21 protein-coding genes, 1 pseudogene and 1 riboswitch are annotated in these 20499 nt (G+C 63.0%); of the genes and pseudogenes, 4 read left to right on the forward strand and 18 right to left on the reverse strand.

Annotated elements, in window-relative coordinates; all coding sequences use genetic code 11:
• Positions 1-8 precede the first annotated feature (8 nt).
• The 11 genes and pseudogenes from K426_RS03585 to K426_RS32385 form a co-directional block, all read right to left on the reverse strand.
• Positions 9-458, reverse strand: coding sequence for a CopG family transcriptional regulator (locus K426_RS03585; protein WP_443018210.1), 450 nt, complete (start codon positions 456-458; stop codon positions 9-11).
• On the reverse strand, positions 458-2449 hold the full coding sequence (locus K426_RS03590) for a conjugal transfer protein TraG (RefSeq protein ID WP_066553857.1): 1992 nt from the start codon (positions 2447-2449) through the stop codon (positions 458-460). The genes K426_RS03585 and K426_RS03590 overlap by 1 nt, the downstream gene beginning before the upstream one ends.
• Before the next feature lie 24 nt (positions 2450-2473).
• Positions 2474-4213: a relaxase/mobilization nuclease domain-containing protein gene (locus K426_RS03595; protein ID WP_066553858.1), complete on the reverse strand. Its 1740-nt coding sequence runs from the start codon at positions 4211-4213 to the stop codon at positions 2474-2476.
• A 231-nt stretch (positions 4214-4444) separates the two neighbouring features.
• Positions 4445-5149, reverse strand: coding sequence for a lytic transglycosylase domain-containing protein (locus K426_RS03600; protein ID WP_066553860.1), 705 nt, complete (start codon positions 5147-5149; stop codon positions 4445-4447).
• Between the two features lie 4 nt (positions 5150-5153).
• A complete protein-coding gene (locus tag K426_RS03605; RefSeq protein WP_066553865.1) occupies positions 5154-5501 on the reverse strand; it encodes a DUF736 domain-containing protein in 348 nt (115 codons plus the stop codon).
• 68 nt (positions 5502-5569) lie between these two features.
• Complete coding sequence (locus tag K426_RS03610; protein WP_066553868.1) at positions 5570-6127, reverse strand: S26 family signal peptidase; 558 nt, start codon at positions 6125-6127, stop codon at positions 5570-5572.
• Positions 6124-6645, reverse strand: coding sequence for a DUF2840 domain-containing protein (locus tag K426_RS03615; RefSeq protein ID WP_066553870.1), 522 nt, complete (start codon positions 6643-6645; stop codon positions 6124-6126). The genes K426_RS03610 and K426_RS03615 overlap by 4 nt, the downstream gene beginning before the upstream one ends.
• Positions 6646-7072: 427 nt before the next feature.
• Positions 7073-7888: pseudogene (locus K426_RS03620) on the reverse strand (replication initiator protein A); the annotation flags it as partial.
• A gap of 19 nt (positions 7889-7907) precedes the next feature.
• Positions 7908-8189, reverse strand: coding sequence for a helix-turn-helix transcriptional regulator (locus K426_RS03625; RefSeq protein ID WP_066561320.1), 282 nt, complete (start codon positions 8187-8189; stop codon positions 7908-7910).
• Between the two features lie 137 nt (positions 8190-8326).
• A complete protein-coding gene (locus K426_RS33035; RefSeq protein ID WP_066553880.1) occupies positions 8327-8854 on the reverse strand; it encodes a DUF2285 domain-containing protein in 528 nt (175 codons plus the stop codon).
• Positions 8805-9095 (reverse strand): transcriptional regulator domain-containing protein, encoded by a 291-nt coding sequence (locus K426_RS32385; RefSeq protein WP_082748405.1) that lies wholly within the window; start codon positions 9093-9095, stop codon positions 8805-8807. The genes K426_RS33035 and K426_RS32385 overlap by 50 nt, the downstream gene beginning before the upstream one ends.
• A gap of 90 nt (positions 9096-9185) precedes the next feature.
• Here K426_RS32385 and K426_RS33040 point away from each other — a divergent pair, with 90 nt between their 5' ends.
• Entirely contained in the window at positions 9186-9680 is a 495-nt protein-coding gene (locus tag K426_RS33040) for a hypothetical protein (RefSeq protein WP_443018227.1), read from the forward strand.
• Here K426_RS33040 and K426_RS03640 read toward each other — a convergent pair.
• The 4 genes from K426_RS03640 to K426_RS32075 all read right to left on the reverse strand — a co-directional run bounded on the left by K426_RS03640 (position 9594) and on the right by K426_RS32075 (position 11694).
• Positions 9594-9848 (reverse strand): helix-turn-helix domain-containing protein, encoded by a 255-nt coding sequence (locus tag K426_RS03640; RefSeq protein WP_066553882.1) that lies wholly within the window; start codon positions 9846-9848, stop codon positions 9594-9596. The two genes, K426_RS33040 and K426_RS03640, sit on opposite strands and share 87 nt — an antisense overlap.
• Before the next feature lie 196 nt (positions 9849-10044).
• Positions 10045-10371, reverse strand: a complete 327-nt coding sequence (locus K426_RS03645; protein WP_066553885.1) for a DUF736 domain-containing protein — start codon at positions 10369-10371, stop codon at positions 10045-10047.
• A gap of 576 nt (positions 10372-10947) precedes the next feature.
• Positions 10948-11442, reverse strand: coding sequence for a hypothetical protein (locus tag K426_RS03650; protein ID WP_443018211.1), 495 nt, complete (start codon positions 11440-11442; stop codon positions 10948-10950).
• Positions 11443-11529: 87 nt separating this feature from the next.
• On the reverse strand, positions 11530-11694 hold the full coding sequence (locus K426_RS32075; RefSeq protein ID WP_197672757.1) for a hypothetical protein: 165 nt from the start codon (positions 11692-11694) through the stop codon (positions 11530-11532).
• 362 nt (positions 11695-12056) lie between these two features.
• Here K426_RS32075 and K426_RS03655 point away from each other — a divergent pair, with 362 nt between their 5' ends.
• The 3 genes from K426_RS03655 to K426_RS03665 all read left to right on the forward strand — a co-directional run bounded on the left by K426_RS03655 (position 12057) and on the right by K426_RS03665 (position 13850).
• Positions 12057-12311: a type II toxin-antitoxin system Phd/YefM family antitoxin gene (locus K426_RS03655; protein WP_066553891.1), complete on the forward strand. Its 255-nt coding sequence runs from the start codon at positions 12057-12059 to the stop codon at positions 12309-12311.
• On the forward strand, positions 12308-12574 hold the full coding sequence (locus K426_RS03660; RefSeq protein ID WP_066553894.1) for a Txe/YoeB family addiction module toxin: 267 nt from the start codon (positions 12308-12310) through the stop codon (positions 12572-12574). Before K426_RS03655 ends, K426_RS03660 begins: the two co-directional genes overlap by 4 nt.
• 82 nt (positions 12575-12656) lie before the next feature.
• Positions 12657-12825, forward strand: a riboswitch (yybP-ykoY riboswitch).
• A 14-nt stretch (positions 12826-12839) separates the two neighbouring features.
• Positions 12840-13850, forward strand: coding sequence for a sodium:calcium antiporter (locus tag K426_RS03665; RefSeq protein WP_066561324.1), 1011 nt, complete (start codon positions 12840-12842; stop codon positions 13848-13850).
• A 46-nt stretch (positions 13851-13896) separates the two neighbouring features.
• On the opposite strand, the gene K426_RS03670 is transcribed toward K426_RS03665, so the two are convergent.
• The 3 genes from K426_RS03670 to K426_RS03680 form a co-directional block, all read right to left on the reverse strand.
• Positions 13897-14823: a DUF2493 domain-containing protein gene (locus K426_RS03670; protein WP_066561327.1), complete on the reverse strand. Its 927-nt coding sequence runs from the start codon at positions 14821-14823 to the stop codon at positions 13897-13899.
• A gap of 305 nt (positions 14824-15128) precedes the next feature.
• Positions 15129-16163, reverse strand: coding sequence for a DUF7146 domain-containing protein (locus K426_RS03675; RefSeq protein WP_145907176.1), 1035 nt, complete (start codon positions 16161-16163; stop codon positions 15129-15131).
• Positions 16163-20476, reverse strand: a complete 4314-nt coding sequence (locus tag K426_RS03680) for a strawberry notch family protein (protein WP_066553899.1) — start codon at positions 20474-20476, stop codon at positions 16163-16165. The genes K426_RS03675 and K426_RS03680 overlap by 1 nt, the downstream gene beginning before the upstream one ends.
• Between the last annotated feature and the right edge of the window lie 23 nt (positions 20477-20499).

Consider the following 20499-nt stretch of genomic DNA (forward strand, 5'->3'; position numbering starts at 1 on the left):
ATGGCTTCTCAAGGCGGTCCCGCGCCTTTGTTCTCGATTGAGACGTCTTCTGGAATTTCCTGCCGCAATCTCGGCCCTTTCGCCAACCTTCGACCGAGTGCTGTGACGAAAGCATCGTAACGCTCCCCGGCTTTGGCCCGGGCAGCCTGCGCCGCAGGTTCGGGTAACGCGGGCGTTGTCGCAAGCCAAAAGCGGATGAAGATTGCCAATGTCTCGATCGCAATGCCGGTATCGCGCTCCATCCGCGCCATCCGCCGATCAATCTGGTCGAGACGCTTGGCGAGCGCGGCTTCGCGGCGATCGGCGGCATCAGGTGACAAGAACGAGGCGATAGCCGCTTCGGCCACCAGGGATTGGGAATGGTTGCGGCGCGCGGCGTAGTCGGCCAGCATCGTCATGACATCGGGATCGAGATAGACGGAAATCTGCGTCTTCTTCTTACGGAGTGTCATGGCCATCAGATATCCATTCCGTCGCCGAGGTCGAGCGATGCCTGCCGGGCTACGCCCTGCATGATCCCGCTCAGCCGCTGATTTCGCGCGGCCAAATCATCCCCTTCATCGATGTGATCGCTGTCGATTTCGAACTCGTTGGAGAGGGGTTGCCGGTTCTGGACAGGTGCAGCCAAACTCAACTCGGGCTGGTGACGACGTTCTGATTCGGTTGGATCGTCGTCATCACCCGCACTGGTCGGCAATGCCTCGGCGACCGCAGGCTGCGGCGGCAGTGCCAAACCGGTCCAGTCGTCTGTCTGCGCCTGCTTCGGAACGAGCAAGGCAGGCGGCGGCAAGATGCGCTCCTGGAAGCGGGCATCCTCGAAATAACGGGCCTTCCTGGCCCGGATCGGCGGGATGCCGGCCACCATGACGATTTCTTCGGCAGGCGGAAGCTGCATGACCTCGCCCGGCGTCAGTAACGGCCGGGCCGTCTCCGAGCGCGACACCATCAGGTGCCCGAGCCAGGGCGAGAGCCGGTGCCCGGCATAGTTGCGCATTGCTTTCATTTCGGTGGCGGTGCCAAGGGCGTCCGAGACGCGCTTGGCGGTCCGCTCGTCGTTGGTCGCGAAACTCACGCGAACGTGGCAGTTGTCCAGGATCGAGTTGTTGGGGCCGTAGGCCTTTTCGATCTGGTTCAACGATTGGGCGATGAGGAAGCTCTTCAGCCCATAGCCTGCCATGAAGGCGAGCGCGCTTTCGAAAAAGTCGAGGCGGCCCAAGGCGGGAAACTCGTCCAGCATCAGCAGCAGCCGATGCCGGTCGCGCTTCGCCTGCAAATCCTCGGTGAGGCGGCGTCCGATCTGGTTGAACAGGAGCCGGATGAGCGGTTTGGTCCGGTTGATGTCGGATGGCGGGATAACGAGGTAGAGCGTCGTCGGATGCTTCCCGCCGACAATATCGGTGATGCGCCAGTCGCAGCGCCGGGTCACCGCCGCCACCACGGGATCACGATAGAGGCCAAGGAAGGACATGGCGGTGGACAGCACGCCCGACCGTTCGTTGTCGGATTTGTTGAGCAATTCTCGCGCTGCGCTGGCGACAACCGGATGCGGACCAGCCTTCCCGAGATGCGCCGTCGTCATCATCGCGGCGAGGGTCGATTCGATGGGCCGCTTGGGATCGGAAAGAAGCGCGGCAACGCCGGTGAGCGTTTTGTCGGGTTCGGCGTAAAGGACGTGGAGGATCGCGCCTACCAGTAGCGCATGGCTGGTCTTCTCCCAGTGATTGCGCTTCTCCAGACTGCCTTCGGGATCGACGAGGATGTCGGCAATGTTCTGGACGTCGCGCACTTCCCACTCGCCGCGCCGGACCTCGAGCAGCGGGTTGTAGGCGGCTGATTTGGCGTTGGTCGGATCGAACAGCAGCACCCGGCCATGGCGAGCGCGAAATCCTGCGGTGAGTAGCCAGTTCTCGCCCTTGATGTCGTGAACGATAGCGGAGCCGGGCCAGGCCAAGAGCGATGGGACCACCAGGCCAACGCCTTTGCCGGATCGTGTGGGCGCGAAACACAGGACATGCTCCGGGCCATCGTGCCGCAGATAGTCGTGGTGGAAGCGCCCGAGCACGACGCCGTCCGGACCGAGCAGGCCTGCCGCTCTGATTTCATTCGGTTCGGCCCAGCGCGCCGATCCATAGGTCTCGACCTTCTTTGCCTCGCGTGCGCGCCAGACGGACATCGCCATGGCGACCGCCACCGAGATGAAGCCGCCAGACGCAGCGATGTATGCGCCTTGGACGAAGATGGCCGGGGCATAGGCATCGAAGCCAAACCACCACCAAAAGAACGACGGCGGCGAATAGACTGGAAAGCCGAACAACCGAAACCATGGGGCGCCAAGTTCCGGTTGGAATGCGAGGCGCCAGGCTACCCATTCGGTCGCGGTCCAGGTCGTCGTGAGCACGATCAGGAAGACGGTGATGATCTGACCCCAGAGGATTTTGGTGGCGGCCATGGAAAGTCCTTTCGAGAGGGTGGGTCAGAGGCCGAGGCCGCGCTTGCGGGCAAAGCTCCAGTCGATACCGCCGTCGCTGCGGGCCACGCCTGAGACGTGCCGACCGAGGTGCTTTTCGAGGGCGGGTGTCCAGGGCACGAGCTGGAAGCCGAGGCCATCGTCCAGCATTGCAAAGCGGCCTGACGCCAGCGTCAGGCGCTGCCGATAGGTCCCGGCGACATATTCGCCGCTTCCTGCCTGGTTGAAGGGCTTGCCGGTCTCTGCAGACAGCTTGTCACCTACCGACGCAACCTCCTGGCGCCGCAGTGTCTCGATGAGATTGCGGGCAAAGCTGACCTGCGTGCCGCGCTGGTGGGCAAGGCCGTGCTTCACGAGATGTTCGGCCCTGCGATCCAGAGCCTCGCGCACTTCGCCGCCAAAGCCGCTATCGGAGATCGAGGCAGGCGCGCGGGCGATAGCTTGCCGGTCCAGCCAGGTCGCGCCGGAGGCCGTGATCTGGCGGTCGATGTCGAGGTCCGAGCGGACGGCCAGCGCGACACGCCGAACGCCGCGGGCATCGTTGAAGGTGCGCAGTTCGACAATCGAGCCGGGCGCGCTGTCGCCAGCCGCTTCGAGGTCGGAAAGCCTGATGTGATGGCTGCGACCATCGAGGCCGTCGACCACGGCAAAAGCACTGCCTCTCAGTTCATCATCAAGGCCGCGCGCCACCAGGCGGCCCACGACCGGCTGGTCGAGATGTTCGGCCGCCAGCACATAACTGGCCGACGCGCGCTCGATGCCGCGATCGGTCAATGCCCGGTGCATGCGTTTGATGATATCGCCGCGCTCGCCGATTTCGCGCAAGGTTGCCTCGGCCTTGTCGTCGATGGACCATTGGCCGGGACCGATCTGCGCCGCGAGCCCGAGTGCTTCCAACTTGCGGAGGCGCCCGACCTTGAGGGACTGGAACGGATCAGGCTCGCCGCCGGGCAGCGGGGCCACATCGATGACACCGCCCCTACCGCCATCGCGAATGAGTTGCCGATCGAGCTGGGTCCAGCGTTCGGCGCCGATCTGGTGCTCGAGGGACCGGCGTATATCGAGATCGGTACGCGGTCCCAGCTCCTGGCTGATGAGGTCGCGCGCCCGGTCCCGTATGCCTTCCTTGATGTAGTCCCGGGCGATGACGAGATCCTGCCCATCGTCGCGCACGCCGCGAACGATCAGGTGAACATGGGGATGCTCGGTGTTCCAATGGTCGACGGCGGCCCAATCGAGCCGCGTGCCGAGATCCTTTTCCATCTGGGCGACAAGGTCCCGGGTGAAGCTTTTCAGATCTGCCATCTCGAGCGGGTCGTCAGGCGAGACGATGAACCGGAAATGATGGCGGTCGTCCTTGCAGCGCTCTGCCAACTCCCGGCCTTCGACATTGTGCGCATCGGGGCCGAACAGGCGGGCCTTCTCGCCGTCGCGGGTTACCCCTTCGCGGCGCAGGTAGTCGAGATGGGTTGCCAGGGGCGCGCTGCGCATATTGTGACGGACGACGCGCGCCTTGACGACGGCGCCGCGCGTGCGCGCGGTGATGAGCCGATTCGCCTGAATGCTGGCGCGCTGTCCTCGGCCGAAGCGCGATGTGTGGCCCGCCTTGATGCGGCCGGCCCGGGAGATGCCGCCGCCAGCCCGCCCTGCTGCTGCCAGGACCTGTGCGATGAATGGCCGTGCACGCTGCGAGCCTGAGGAGCGCACGCGGCCAGGACGGATGCGAAACTCGCGGTCATCGGCCATTGGCGCACCGAGAAATGTGCAAATAGAGGTTGAAAAACAAAGTCTTATGTCTGTTCGACACCTTGCGCATGCCCGGCGCAAGGTGCGCAAAGCCTGCAAAAACCCCGGAAAAATAACCAACCGATGGGCGCGCAAGGTGCGCCCTTTTATCCTGCCCTCCTTCGGTTGTCAGGGCAGTCTCCGCCCAACTCCCGCTATCCTGCGAGACAATGCGAAGGGCGGATGCGCCGATCATCGAAGGCCATCCCTCGCCGCTCGCACAACAAACAGCCCATGCGGTTGCGGCTGAGGCGCCGGTTCACCGAATTGTGCAGGCTTGGCGAGTTGCTGGTCGGCGGACTCGGCGGATGACGAAATCGAGGGGTCAGCGCGCGCAACGAAGATCGGCGAACGTGCCCATGCGAAGCGATCGACCATGGCAAGTGCGGTGGTATTGGCCGTGCCAGTCTGACCGATCGCCAGTGCGACCACGGCAACATAGGCGCGCGTTTCGGCGGGCAAGGGTCGCCCCCGGAGCGCTGCTTCATAGCGTCCGGGACCGGCATTGTAGGCGGCAATCCAGTTCGGCGAGCCGTAGCGATCGAACAGTTCGCGGATGTAGCCAGCGCCCGCGATGATGTTGTCATGCGGATCGAATGCATCGGCTCCAAGCCGATGCCGAACGCGCAGATCGTTCCATGTCGCGGGCATGATCTGCATCAGGCCCATCGCGCCTTTCGGCGAAACGGCGCGAGGCTTGCCGCGACTTTCCGCGTGCATGATGGCGTGCAGCCAGGCGGGAGGAAGCGCAAAGCGCGACGCCGCCTCGGCAATGAATTCGCCGAACGGACCGCCGGGCATCGTGCGCTCGGGTTCTGCCGATTGCGCGAGCGTGGCGGCCGGCAGGAAGCAGGCGCAAGCCAGGCCGGAAAGGAAGAGGAGTGTAGAGCGGCGCATGGCATCAATCCCGTGCATCGCGCTTGGAAATGCGATTCCAGTGCAGCGACCAGGATGTGCCATCGGCGGCGTCGCGGAACAGATTGGCGCGAATCGGCTGCGGCAGAGCGGGATCGTCGATGATCAGCGCGATGAAGGCGCCAGCGCGCTCGCCGGTACGTTTCCAGCCCGCGCCGATCTCCGGTCCGGCCTCGATGCCGTCGTCATGACGCAGGTGAATGCGAAAGTCCGGCGCATTTTCGGTATCGGATGGCTCGGCAGGCACGATGTCGATCTCGCGGCAATGCGCGAAAGTATGGATGCGTCCGGCAAAGCCGCCCGCCGCTTCAGTGAAAGTGCCGATCTGTGGCATGGAAAGTCTCCTTGCGTTGCAGGTTGAGGTGCGGATTGGTGAGCAAAGGCGCGGCCGAACGGTGGCGGTCAGCGCGCCGTCTGATGGGCGTTTGCACGCCAGACGAACTGGCCGCCCGCCGCTTCGTCGGTGTAGATCGGCGTGGCTCGTCCGATGATCGTGCGCGCCGGGATCGGGCCGAAATAGCGACCGTCGAGACTGTCCCGCACAGCGGAATTCATCAGAAAGACGGTGCCTGGTGCGATGCGGCGGCAACCCTGCCAGACCGGAAGTCTGCGCCCTCTGCGGTCGCGGTCGAGAGCATCGCCGAGAGCCGCGCCATCGACGGTGATAGTGTTCTTCAGTCGACAAACAGTCTGCCCCGGGAGTGCCGAAACATGCTTCATCAGCGGCACGCCCCTACCGAGGTAGCCGCGCTCAGCCATGAAGTCGGCCAGTTGTCGGGACGGCGCCACTGCGACCAGGTCGCCGCCGCGAAGATCGCGGGGCGGTTCAAGCCCATAGAGACCAATGGGCACGCTGGCCGATGCATTCCAGACCAACCGGAGCGGCACGGGCACAAACGAAGCGATGCCGATGCCAAGCACGCAGAAATAGGTCGCCATGACGTAGCCGAAGCGAGTCATCCCTCGATCTCCCGGCGCTTGAGCCATGCGTGATGACGCTCGGGCGTGTAGGCGCGCGGTGCCTGACCGACGCTCATCCGGTTCGCGACATGGCGCCAGTGATCGGGGGCTACGTCGCAGGCATCGAGCCCGGCGGCTTCCACCGCATCGATCAGCCGAAGCACTTGGCTAACCTTGGGCCAGCCATCGACAGACAGCAGGATTTCGCCGCCGGGACGGATGAAGGGCAGCGTTTGATAGGCCTCGGTTGGCCCGACGGCACGAAGGATGTCGATCCGCGAAGCGACGGTGCCGAAGTCGTTTGCGGCCCAGCGAACGAAGCCGAAAACGCTGTATGGCCGATAGGAAAGCACGCGCCGGCGGCGATCGAGGATCTGCTCGCGAACATGGCGGCCGAACCTGATCCAGTTCTCAATCCGCTGTTCGATATGCGTCAGTTCGACATGGGTCAGGGTGTCGGCAGAGCGCGTGAGCGGCGCGAGGCCGCGCGGCGCACCGGAAGCCGTGGCGCTGGTCATGATGGGTCTCCAGGAAAGTCTGAAAAAGATCGGTCAGCAGCGCGCCAACGGCTGGTCGCCGAGTCGCAACCTTGCTGGGCTCGTGCGGAGAGGCGCCAAGACATCAGCATGGCTGCTCGTCCGGCGGCGCCTCGAAAGGAAGTTTGGGTGCATGGGCCAGGTCTCGCTTATTACGGGAGGGCCGCTGCCGGGCATTGACAGTCAGGCTGTTGCGGACTGTATCAATCAGGCCGCGCACATCGCGCGCGCGCTCTTCAAAGTTAGATTCTTGGTTAGAGTCTAAGTTACGGGCTCGAATTTGGCTTGTTCTGTCGAGGGTTAACCCCTGCTCGGGTTCCCGTTGGCACGAGCCTGGGGTTCCTGATGGCACGCGCCTTCCGGTTCCCGTTGGCACGACGGCGTCCACAGGCTTTCCACCGGGCACCGCTGGCTTGAATGCCAGTAGTGTGCGGCCGCGGGCTTCAACTTCGAGGTACAGGACATAGCCGGGGAGCGGCTGGCGCCGAACGATGTTCCGAAGTTCGAAAGCGAACCGCTTGAAGGGCGACAGGCTGCCGGACTTCAGGTGCAGATGGTGAAAGTCGAAACGCCAGCCATGGCGCTGCTTGCCGCCGTGCTTGCGGACCAGACGATAGAGCCAGCGATCAAGACCGCCGGTGAGATCGAAATAGGCCCGGTCGATGGTCAGCACGAGGGCGTCGTCGAGCACGGCTTGATAGAACCAGTCGGGCAGGATCAGTTCGATGCCATCGGGGCGCCCCTTGCTGTCCCGACGCTCCTTCCATTCGTTGATCCATGAAAATCGGTGGCGGCGTCCCTCAGCATGCTGGCGGATCGAGGTGGCCACGGTGGTTGATTGCAGCCGGTCCAGCGCCGCCTTCAGGCGCTGGTAGTCGTGCAAAGACGTACCGCGTCCGATGAACTTCAGCACCTCGTAGGGTGTTGCGACGATCAGCCGGGACGTGCGAAATCCCGAATCGCGCGCCTCGACGATCTGGCTGGCGGCCCAGATCAGGATGTCCGCATCCCAGATGGTCGCCATGCCATGATCCGGCACGGCCTCGACCCGGATCGAAACATTGCCAGCTGCAAAGTCGATCGGGGTGACGCGGTGGGTCTTGGACAGAGAGAAGAATGGAAAGGCCATGAGGTCCTGCGCGTCTCGTGGTGCGACATTGCCAGGGATCGTGCGGAACAGATCGAGCTGTCCGCGTTCCGGCGAGGATTGAAAGCGGGCGGCCATGTGCAGATCCGGGGCCTCGTCAGCGCGCCAGGCGGCCAGCCATCGGAACGACGTCTTGCGGATGCCACTTTGCTGGCAGCACGGTGCCACGCGGGTCAGACGTCGAGGTGACGGCACCGCGCTCGACCCAAAGCTGCAAATCATCGACCGAGTAGACCACCCGGCCACCGAGCTTCTTGTAGGCGGGGCCGGTGCCGTAGGTCCGGTGCTTTTCGAGTGTGCGCGGCGAAAGGCTGAGAAACGCGGCTGCTTCCTTGGTGCGCAGGTAGCGGGGCGGCAGAACGGCGAGGTCGGGTCGCATAAGTCGGCCTTTCGTGAGCTTCATTGGTGCCGTCGGAGATCGACGGCGGGCGAAGGCCACAATGGCGAAGCGAAATCGGCGAGTTGCAGCGGGATTTTGGTCCCTGCTAAATTCCCACACCCGCCCCGGGCAACGGCTCAGGGGCGCCGGCGGTGCTTCAAGAGGGTGCGATAACCGCCCGCGATCATGGTGCGAGCATCGCGCAGCAGGGCCATGACAGCATGGCGCGTGGAGGAGGCTTGCCACTCGTCGCGGCTGACGGGGCCAAATCGGAACAAGGTCCGAGCGATGTCCTGTTGGGTGGCACCGTCGCGCGAACCATCGAATGCCTGCAACATCCGGCGCGCCCGCGTCCGTTGCTGGCGGGTCAGTCGGGTGTCGGGCGGAATGGCGCGACCGTGAAGTGCCGCCAGAAGTCGGTGGGCGGCCTCCAGCCTGCCGAATCCATCAAGATCCAGCGGGATGACGGCCACTGCTGGAGCGGAAGATGCGCTCAGGACGTGCAACTGGACCTGTTCGCCGTTTCCGAGTGAGGCCTTGGTATCGGCACCGCACTCAGTAAGCGCCCTGACCAGAGCTGCCGGAGGCGGTCCGCGGGCGGCGTCGGATATCAGGTCAGCCGGTGCGGGCGTCAGAACCACGACGCTTGTGTCGTCCTGAGCCATCCAGAAAATGGCTTCGTCTGCCTGTTCGAGGGCGGGGTCTACTGCGAAATCGCAACCTCCAGCGCTGACGGATCGTCTCCGTCAGCATGGTTGTGTCGGCACCCTGCGTCGACATAGCCTCGAAATCGCGATTGTAAGCTTCGTTCCGGCGAAGCCATTCCCATGCAAGGCCCGAGGCGCTCATGTGTTCGACGGACTCGTAGCGCGCAGCAGACCGCCACTGGGACGCATCCGGCATCATCTTTGCTCTCCCCCGTTATCTATTGATTGCGGGAGGGTATTGATTCCCGGGCTCGATAGCGGGCGGAAGTCCGAATGTCGGCAACGGGTGATGCTGCTGTGGCATCACCTGTCAGCCTGGCCGATCCCTGCCAAGCAGTTCGCGATAGCCGTGTTCGGTCATCCATTGGGCCCGCGCCAGATGGGCATCATGGACCTTGCGACATCTCTCAGGATCAACGGCAGGATCAAGTTTGAACAGGATTTGCACGGCTTCGCGCCAATCGGCCCCGTCGCGATGAGCATCGAGAAGCCGCAGGTACAAGGCCATGTGCTCACGATCATAAGAAGTGAGTTGCTGGTCTTGCGGCGGTTCATCGAGAAACTGCGGCTTAGCCATGCCGATCACCAGGCACCAATTCGAATCAAATGGTTGTGCCGAACCTCTTCGGTTCTAGCATTGATCCACGACAGAGATGCCCAGAAAACTCGCGAAAAGAGCAAAACGAGACGGCGCCGGCTACGACCCGGCCGCACGACCCGGCGATTTATGAAGTCGCAGAACACCCTCGCCCTTTTCCGTGGACAGAAGGACAACGTCGGCTGATTCAAACGCCCTTCGCACCTGATCGCGCGTTGTCTCGTACACTTCGAGCCCATTTTCGGATTCGAGGCGCTTGAGCGCGGTCAGCGATACTTTGGCCCTGTCAGCGAGCGTCTCCTGTGTCCATCCCAGCAACGCGCGCGCGGCCCGCGATTGTCGAGCGGTGATCATGCATGACCACCTCCCACCAGCGCGAGCGAACACGCCAGAACTACGACTATATTAGTCGTCATTGGTCCGATTGCCAGCGTAATTCTGCACCGTGGGTGCCCGGAAAGACGGGTTCGGAGGACTTGGGGGCTCAACTGATTCGGTTACTCAGACGGGAAAAGGCCCCGGCCGTGATGGCCGGGGCCTTGGAGGCGCCTCAGTCGCCCCGCCGTCCGTTGGGTCGAGACCAGATCAGCGAGTAGCCTTCGCCGTCTTCGTCATCGAAGAGGTTTGCGTAGATCGGGGCGTTGAAGCTCGGATCATCGATCTTCAGGCCCAGATAGTCGCGGCCTTCGCCCGAACACTTCGACCAGGCTGCGCCGATTTCTGCGCGGCCCACCAGAACCCGGTGGCTGGGGGCGTTTTCGCCGGTGCCGCGCAGGTCCGGAACGATGCGCACGCCCTTGGCCTGGACGTTGAGGGTGATGATGTCACCGGTGAACTCGTTATCGCCGGTCTTCTTGAAGGTGCCGATGGTAGCCATGAGAAATCTCCGTTCGTTCGTATTCGAACCCGCACCATTGCGGCCTCGATGGCGATCGAGAGGCCGGAGACGACCGACGCCGCACAGCTTGCTGCCGCAGCGAAGCGGAGGACGGCGCGGAGCCAGCTTTCTTGTCTCGCGAGGAATGACGGCCCTGCCGGCAGGGGAAGAAAGTTGGCGGAACGCTGTTGCGGCATAGGCGGTCGAGGCGCAGCCGGTCTTCGGCCAGATCAAGCCATGACAGAGGCCGTTTGGAGCGGGCGCGCACGAACTGAAACGGCAGGTTCTTGGAAACCCTACAGTCGCCCTGCAGACCGGCGAAGCCGAACAGCGACTCGGTCTAACCCGCACCCAGGTATGATTTTGCGCCTCGACCGGATCACGGTTCGCAAAACGCCCGGCCCCGAATTGGGTCATATGTCGTGCGAATGGCGCGACCGCTCGTTGTTCGGGATCGCCGCCCGGCAAAGTATGGGCCAGTTCGATCCGACTTTGCAGCCCGGTTGTGCCGTCCTCTTCCAGCAGGACGGCAAAGGCTTCGCCTCATCGGTCGCCCAGAGGATCGGCCGGGCTGTTTCAGGCGTTCGCCAGATGCCCTGCCGACGGCTTGGCGCCTGCCATGCCTGCTACCCGAACGACTGCCGTGCAGCCCACCGCAATCGCACCAATCACCGAGAATATTTGCTGCCAGGCTTCGGACGGCATGGCGTGTTTCACGATGCCGTGGGTGGCGTGGTAGCCGGCCATGACCGCAGGTGCGACGAAAACGAGGGCGATCAGCAGCCTCGCCCAGGTGGGACGCACCATCATCAGGCCGACCTGACCAACGCCGAGTGTCAGCCCCGCCGTGAGCAGTCCGACAAGTCCCGCGCCAAGCCAGCCAGCGCCGGAATGATAGGCCCATGCACCTGCGCTCATGCCGACGAAAAAGGGCAGTGCGAACACGGCAAGAGTGAATAGCAACCAGCAAAAGAAGCCAATCGCCGCAATAGACAGCAAAATGCCAAGAATAATCATGGTGGCGGTCTCCCGTGAGAAATGGTCTGACGGTTGCGCCTCCACCACCACCACGGCGCGTGTTGCGTTATAGCGGGAAAGTGAACCAAGCGGGAGTGGAAACCGAATAGGCCTTCACTCCGCTTGAGCAAATGGGCGCGGTCAGAACGCAAAGGGATCGATTTCTGCGATGACTTCGGCATCGTGATCGAACTCGGTGGCCGGCACGACCGACAGGCTGCCGTCACCGGCGCGGAAAATGACGATGGCGACCATCAGGGTCGCGGCGAGGCTGAAGGCGAAAGCTTGCGCGTCGTTGAGGGACATCGGACCTGCTCCTGTGCGAAGCGGAGGACCATCCCCCGCTGACAGGCGCCCGAAGTGACCGGCCAAGGGCCGCGATCACCGCGCTGGCAAAGCCAGGGCGGCGGCACGCGCAGGCGTAGTCCGACCCTTTACGGGTTGATGGCGTCAGGCCCTTGGCTGGGCCAAGGATCAGCGCATTTGAAGCGGGGCTGGTTCCGACGTCTGGCATTGGACATCTGAAGCTTCAGTCGAAGAAAAAGCTGCGACCTTCTGCCAAGCGCGCGCTTGTGTGCATCAGGATTGCTGGCTCCCTGCCGGATTGGCCGCCATTGCGATTGCACTTGTACAAAAATTAGTACATATGAGCTGGCAGGAGACTCGCCATGGACGTGATCAGCTATTCCGATACCCGCGCGCACCTGAAAGAGGTGATGGACCGTGTTGTCGCGGATCGCGCTCCTGTGGTTGTATCGCGCCAGAAGGCGGAATCCGTGGTGATGATCTCGCTTTCGGATTGGAACGCGATCGAGGAATCGATGCACTTACTTTCCACCGAGGCCAACAGGAAGCGCCTGATGGCGGCCATCGGACAGTTGGAAGGCGGCAATGGCAAAGCCAGTGATCTGATCGAACCGTGAAGCTCGTCTTCGCCGACTCGGCTTGGGAAGATTATCTCCATTGGCAGGCCAATGCTCCCAACATTCTGCAACGCGTCAACGATCTCATCAAGGAATGCCAGCGCGCTCCCTTCAAGGGCACGGGGAAACCCGAGCCGCTGAAGGGCGACCTCAAAGGCTGGTGGTCGAGGCGCATCACGCTGGAAGACAGGCTCGTCTATCGGGTCACGGGTAGCCCACCGGATCAACAGCTCGAAATCGCGCAATGTCGTTTCCACTATTGATCGGGCGTCCGTGCGCGACCGTTTCCTGCACAGTGAAGTCCGCCGGTCGGAACTTGCTTTTTCTGACGGCTGCGCATATCCGGCCGCTGTCTTTGGGGAGTAGTCGCCCGCATCTCAGCGGGGTTCACGTCAACAGACTTGCCGGGTGACTGGCATGGCGTGAACGGCCAATTCGGCTTGGCGAGACCAGAGGTTGGCTTCCGCTCATGGGTTGGGCGGGGAGGCCGGCCTTTGGTATGCGTCGCTCGACCCCGCGGAATTTTTGATGCCTCCACTATTTCTGAATGTGGCCTTCCTGCTCGGGGCGGCGGCGACAATTTACTTCGCCTGCGAATTCTTCGTGAATGGTGTGGAATGGCTGGGACGCAAGCTTTCGGTCGGCAACACCGCTACCGGCACCATCCTCGCAGCATTCGGCACCGCGCTGCCCGAGAGTGTGATCACCTTTGTGGCGGTCGCCTTCGGCAGAGGCGATGCCCAACGCGAACTTGGCGTGGGCGCCGCGCTTGGCGGGCCTCTGGTGCTGGCCACCGTTGCCTACGCCACTGTTGGCATCACGCTGCTCCTGACTGGGCGGCACCTGTCACGAACGCAATTGGTGCGCGAACAATTTCAGCGCCTGAGCCGCGACCAGTCCTGGTTCCTCTCAATCTTTGTCGTCAAACTAACGGTTGGCCTCGTGGCCTTCGCGTACAAGCCCTGGCTGGGGGTGGCATTCCTTGCAGCCTATGCGGTGTATTTCTGGAAAGAAATGAGCCGTGACGAGAGTGACGAGGTCGAGGAGGAATTGGAGCCTCTGATTTTTGACCGGAAAAAATCGGGTGAGCCAGCGCTTGGTCTGAGCGCTCTTCAAACTGGAATTGCGCTGCTGGTGATCTTTGCCGCTTCCCGCTTATTTGTGAACCAACTCGATGCGTTGGGGCCTGCACTGGGCCTCAAGCCTCAATTGCTGGCGCTTTTGCTGAGCCCGATTGCAACCGAACTTCCCGAAACCATGAACGCGATCATATGGGTCCGGCAGGGCAAGCATAAGTTGGCATTGGCCAATATCAGTGGCGCCATGATGATCCAGGCAACGGTGCCGACTGCATTTGGCCTGTTTTACACTCCATGGCTGCTCGATCGATCGCTGATCCTGGCTGGCGGCATCACCACAATGGCAGTCGCGTTGATGTGGTTGTCGTTCCGCAGGGGCGTGATCTCACGAAACTTCCTGGCATCGATGGGCTTGTTTTACGCCCTGTTTGCCGGACTACTTATACTGCTGCACCTATGATCCAATGATGAGCGGACCACACTGTGGAGGCAGGCTCAGGCGGCGCTCACGCTCCGCCTGAGCCGAACCGGTAGACCGGGATACCCAGCTTGCGAGCCTTGTCTGCAAGATTGTCCTGAATGCCCGTGCCGGGGAAAATGATGACACCGATCGGCATGACGGCGAGCATCTGATCGTTGCGCTTGAACGGCGCTGCCTTCGTGTGTCTGGTCCAGTCGGGCTTGAAGGCGATTTGCGGCACCCTGCGGGTGTCAGCCCAGCGCGATGCGATTTTCTCGGCGCCTTTGGGCGAGCCGCCATGCATCAGCACCATGTCGGGATGTTTGGTCCGGATCTGGTCGAGCTTCGCCCAGATCAGCTGATGGTCCGAACTCTCGCCGCCGGAAAATGCGATCTTCGGCCCTGCGGGGAGGAGCACTTCGGTCTCGGCACGCCGTTTGGCGCTGATAAAGTCGCGGCTGTCGATCATGGCCGACGTCAGGTGGCGATGGTTGACCATGGAGCCTGAGTGCGGTTTCCAGCTTGACCGGGTTTGCCGCTCGAAATGCTCAGCGGCCTGATCGCGCATCAGTTCGAAGGCATCGCGCCGTTCGAGGAGGCTCTGTCCCTGGGCGGTCAGACGTTCCAGCTCGACCGACTTCACCTCGCTGCCATCCTGCTCCTTCTGGAGGCGGCGTTGGCCCACCTCATTGTCATCGAGTTCGCGTTCGATCCGCTGGCAGGCGCGATGGAAGATGTTGACGGTCGACCATAGGAGGTCGTCGAGATCGGGTTCGAGGCGCGTGTCTTCCAGGCTGGAAATCAGGGCGTCGAAGATGTCGGCGATGGCACCGGCGACACGGTTGCCTTCGGGCAATGGGCGGGGATCGGGTTCATCCTCGAAGGGGCGGTAGCCGTAGAGTTGAAGCTCCTGCAAAACGTGGTCGGTCGGGGAAGAGTTGTGATGCGGTTCAAAGTCGTCGTGCTCGTCCATCGGATGCTCCATCGATTGGACCGCGCCCTCGCGGCCTTTATGGCGATGAAGCCCACGAACGGGCTGGCCCTGCACCCGCAAGGGCCGAAGCGAAGCCGGAGGATGGCAGAGGCCTGCTATTTTGTTTCGCGATGGAAAGGCGCGGCCCGCGCGCCGCCGGAAAATAGCTGGACGCCGCCATTGCCGGGCCAGAACGCTTGTGGACCTATCGCCCTCTCGAAGGCCGGGCGGGGCCTCTGTCGATGGGGAGAGCTATCGTGATGGCTGCGATGACATAGCACTGCACGAACTGCCCCGAACGCGGGTCAAGGCACGAAGTCGAGGAAGCGAGCAACATCCTGCGGGGCAAATTGCCCCCGGATACTCGCCCGCAGCGCTTCGAGGCCGTGTGCGCACAGATCCTCGTTGAAATCCCCGAGCACCGGCGACAGCACGACCGCCTCGATCCCCGCTGCATGAGCGCGTTCGACCAGGCTATCACGCGCCCAATCGCCTGCCGGATCGTTGTCGCGAATGATGTAGAGGCGGCGCATCGCATCAGGGAACGCGATGGCAGCGAGGTGCGCTGCCGAAAGCGCTGCCGCCATGGCCATCCCAGGCGCCCCTTCGCGAACGGACAACACACTTTCGATGCCTTCACCGGCGGCCATCACTTCGCCGGGCACGCCAAATCGCACCGCGTGGCCGAGCAGGTCTCCCATCGCCTTGCGCGGCGTATCGACGGGTGCCTTGTCCTTGCCATCAGGCGCAAGCCAGGTGCGGTGAACCCCGGTGATCTGGCCATTGAGATCTGTGACGGCGGCGATCATCGCCGGCCACGTCTGGGTGACCTCGTCGGTTTCGGGCCGATAGTAGCAGCGGGGATGGAACCGCAGGCTTGCTGGTCCGGGAAGAACAGCAATGCCGCGATGACGCAAATATGTGCCGACCACTGAGCTGCCGATTGGCTGCGACAGGGCAAAGAGCCGCTTGGCGGCTTCGACCGAACCTGACGCAGCACGCGGCAATTTGTTCGGCAACGGCGCGGGTTCAGGATGTGGCAGGCTCAGAAAGGCGCGTGCTTCCTCGGCAACATCGGCAAAATCGACCAACCCCCGTATCAGGCGGATCAGGTCGAGCAAATCGCCGTGCTCGCCAGTCGCGGCATCCTGCCACTTGCCCGCAGGGCCTTTGGGCGAGTCACTGAGTCGGACGAAGAGTGAGCGTCCCGGTGTGTTGTTCGCGTCGCCAACCAGCCAGTAGTTGCCGTGCTTTCGGCCAGCATTGAGGTAACGGCGGCACACTGCCTCGGCCTGACGCCCGAGACGATGGGCAAGGTCGCCTGCATGCATCCGAGCCATCAGGCCGCCTCCCGTTCGGACAGACGCAGGGCCGGATAGGTTTCGAGCAAGCGGGCGAGAATGGTGGTGCCGTTGGCGTCGATGGGGACGAAGAAGCGGAGCTTCCACGAGATGATTTCAGTGAACAGCCCATAGGCGCGCAGGCGTTCGCGCATCGCCTCGGTAAAACCAGTCAATTCGATGCGGTTCGCGCCCATGACCCTGGCACGGCGCAATTGCAGGCCTTCGGCAAGGTCGATGATCGCCTGACCTTCCAGCAGTGCTGTGTAGGCAGCATCGGCGGTCAGGTCGAGCGCGCCGACGCTGTTCGCATTTGCTACCCATGCCGGTGAAACACGCCGACCGATGATGCGCTCGCCGTTATCGGTCTGAAGCCGATAGACCCGCGCAGATTCGTTGGGCAGCCGCTTCCACACTGGCAGAAGCAGGCCGGCAACCATGTGGATTGTGCTTTCCGTAAAAGCCGGCACATCGGCCATTTCACGCTGCCAGGCATGGGCGAAGGCATCGCGGTCAACCTCCTCCCAGTGGCTATCGGCCATCGCGGCGAGCGAGGCGTGATGGTGTTCCATCGGGCGGATCAGGCGGACGCGGCGCTCGATTTCACCATCGTCGAGCATGAGTGATGGCGCCGGAACCTGCACGGCGGCGCGGCCGGACTTGGCGTTGACCAGCAACCGCCCATGATCGTTTTCGAGCCACGCCAGCGCATCACCAAGTGCCCTGGGCCGATTGCGCTCGCGCTGGGTAATGGTCAGCAGGCTAGTTTGCGCGCCGGTTGCCGGGTGGGTGTAGATGCTTACCCGATCTGTGACCATGAAGCTCTCTGCGGTAAGGGTTTCAAGGCCCAGATCATAGGTGCCGCTGGCGATGGCCCCCGCGACTTTGGTGTCGAGCAGATGCTCGAATGCCGTGAAAAGGATTCCCTGCAACTCGACGGTCAGGGCCAGCAGTCGGTTGAGGAACGTCGTGATCGGCGGCAATTCGTCCTTTATCCCGTTGGTGTCCGTCAGCTTCAGACCCGTGGCGCTTTCGAACCGTTCCAGTGAACACCCCTCGATCTTGCCGCGCACCACGAGCAGATAGAGCTGGCGCAGCGCGGCCCGGGCATAGGGGCTTTCGAGATTGTCCTCCGGCCGAAACAGGCCTTGGCCGCCCGTCTGACGTTGACCGCGCGTGATGGCACCGAGCGTGTCGAGCCGGCGCGCAATTGTGCTGAGGAACCGCTTCTCGGCTTTCACATCGGTTGCGATCGGACGGAAAAGCGGTGGCTGGGCCTGATTGGTGCGATTGGTACGGCCGAGACCCTGAATAGCGGCGTCCGCTTTCCAGCCCGGTTCGAGGAGATAATGGACGCGCAGGCGCTGGTTCCGAGCAGACAGATCGGCATGATAGCTGCGCCCTGTGCCGCCAGCGTCGGAAAAGATCAGGATGCGTTTGAGATCGTCCATGAAGGCAGCCGTCTCCGCCAGATTGGCGCTGGCCGCGCGGTTTTCGACCGCGAAGCGTTCGCCCTTGCGCACGATCCGCCGCGATCGGCCGGTGACTTCGGCGACCATCTCCGTGCCGAACCGCTGAACGATCTGGTCGAGCGCGCCGGGGACGGGCGACAGCGACGCAAGCCGTTCGATGAGGTCGTCGCGGCGCGCTACCGCCTCGCGGCATTCGACCGGTTGCCCATCCCGAACGACGGGGCGCGAGGCAAGGTTACCCTCGCTGTCGGTGTAGGGCTCGTAGAGCTGCACCGGGAAGGAATGCTGCAAATAAGACAGAACATATTCGCGCGGCGTGATGTCCACGCGCACATCGCCCCATTCCTCGGTCGGGATGTCGGCGAGGCGCCGTTCCATGAGGGCTTCGCCGGTCGAGACGATCTGGATCACGGCGGAGTGACCGGCCTCCAGATCGCACTCGATGGAACGGATCAGGGTGGGCGTTTTCATTGATGTCAGCAGGTGGCCGAAAAACCGCTGCTTCACCGACTCGAACGCACTGCGTGCTGCGGATTTGGCCTGACGGTTCAGCGTACCGTCGCTGCCTGTGATGTTGGCCGCTTCCATCGCCGCATCGAGGTGGTTGTGGATGATCGCGAAAGCGCCAGCATAGGCGTCATAAATCCGGCGCTGATCCTCGGTCAGCTGGTGCTCGACCATTTCGTATTCGACACCGTCGTAGGACAGCGAGCGGGCGATATAGAGCCCGAGCGATCGCAAATCGCGCGCCAGAACCTCCATGGCCGCGACGCCGCCGTCCTCGATCGCCTCGACGAATTCGGCGCGGGTCGCGAACGGAAAATCTTCGCAACCCCAGAGCCCGAGGCGCTGAGCGTAGGCGAGGTTGTGAACGCTGGTGGCGCCGGTTGCGGAGACATAGACGACACGGGCATTGGGCAGCGCGTGCTGGAGGCGCAGGCCTGCACGCCCCTGCTGGGAAGGAGCGACATCACCGCGTTCTCCCGTGCCGCCGCCGGCATTCTGCATGGCATGGCTCTCGTCGAATATGATCACGCCGTCGAAATCGGCGCCTAGCCAATCCACGATTTGCCGGACCCGCGAAACCTTGTCTCCGCGCTCGTCGGAGCGCAGCGTGGCATAGGTTGCGAACAGGATGCCTTCCGACAAACCGATCGGTTTGCCCTGCGCGAAACGGGACAGAGGTGTGACCAGGAGGCGTTCCATGCCGAGCGCTGACCAGTCGCGCTGCGCATCCTCGATCAGCTTGTCGGACTTGCTGATCCATACCGCCTTTCGTCGGCCCTGAAGCCAGTTGTCGAGAATGATCCCGGCCGATTGACGCCCCTTGCCTGCGCCGGTCCCGTCGCCGAGCATGAAGCCCCGACGAAACCGGACCGTGGCAGGCGCACCGTCTGGCGCTGCCTGCACGAGGTCAAAGGTCTGATCGACGGTCCATGATCCGGCAAGGTAATCGCTGTGCGCTTCGCCTGCGTAAATGACTGTCTCCAACTGCGCATCGGACAGCAGGGCATGGATGTTGATCGGCAGGCGCGGACGATAGCCGGGCTTGGGCGGCGCGATCGATGCCATCGCGGCCGATTGCACCAGCTTGGTCGGGTGGGGCTCGGAGCCGGGAATACGCATCGACTGAAGCGTATACCCTTCATAGAGGCCGTCGCTCATCCGGGCATCTTCGGGCGGCGTCCAGTCGACGGTATCATAGGCAAGCTCGATGCTTTCAGGATCGGCCGCAATGCTACTGACTGGAGCTTTAGATGCCGAACGGGCGAGGTAGCCACGCACCGACTTGGGCATGGCGACGTTCTGCGCGGTCGTTTCCGGCAGTGCGACAGGAAGTCGCGGCGGAACCTGCGTTTCGATCCAGCCCAGCAGCGTAGCCACATCCGGAGCGCTTCCCGAGGATGACGGGAACACGCTCGGATCGTCCGCCGGCGATTTGTCAATGACGGTCAGCCGTGTCGGGAAGGTCGTGCCGTGGCGGGCAAAGACCGCGCCTGCAATCGGGCAGCTGAACACGACGCGCGCGCAAGCCTGCAAGCTGACAAAAGCATCGCGCCATTCGGGATTGTCCGGCCCGACATGGGCGCCGGTAATGGCGACAAGCCTGCCGCCTGGCACCAGTCGGTGCAGTGCGGAAGAAATGTGGCGAAAGCCCGCGTCCTGAACGCGGCCGGAAACATGGGCCATGGCCGAAAACGGCGGGTTCATCAGTACGACGGAAGGAGCCACTGCGGCATCGAGATGATCGTCGATCTGCGCGGCATCGAAGCTTGTGACGGCCGTCTCCGGGAACAACATGGCGAGGAGGCCTGCCCGGGTTTCCGCCAGTTCGTTGAGGGTGAGTGAGCCGCCGGCCAATTGGGCGAGAATGGCCAGCAGGCCCGTGCCGGCCGAGGGTTCAAGCACGCGGTCGCCAGGGCGGATCGCGGCTGCGGTCAGGGCCGCGAGGCCAAGCGGGACCGGCGTCGAGAATTGCTGGAGCGCCTGGCTTTCCTCGGAGCGCCGGGTGTGGGTGGGAAGCAGGCCTAGAATCTTGGTCAGGGCCGCGAGGCGAGCTGCGGGCGTTGCGGCTTTGCGGAACATCGCCGCGCCGTATTTTCGCAGGAACAGCACCGTGGCTGTCTCGCAGACATCGTAGGCTTGTTTCCAGTTCCATGCCCCCGAAGCGTCTGAGGCTCCGAAAGCGGTTTCCATGGCTTGTCGCAATTGACCCGCGCTGATCGGCTGGCCCTGTTCCAGCCATGGAAGCAGCAGTTCCCCTGCCGCAAGAATACCGGCGGATTGACCATGCGAAAGTGTCGTCGCCGGAGGACCGGCAACGGCTGACAGGATGTTCATGGGGTGAAACCTCAAGGAGAGCG

Source organism: Sphingobium sp. TKS (assembly GCF_001563265.1).
Lineage (GTDB): Bacteria > Pseudomonadota > Alphaproteobacteria > Sphingomonadales > Sphingomonadaceae > Sphingobium.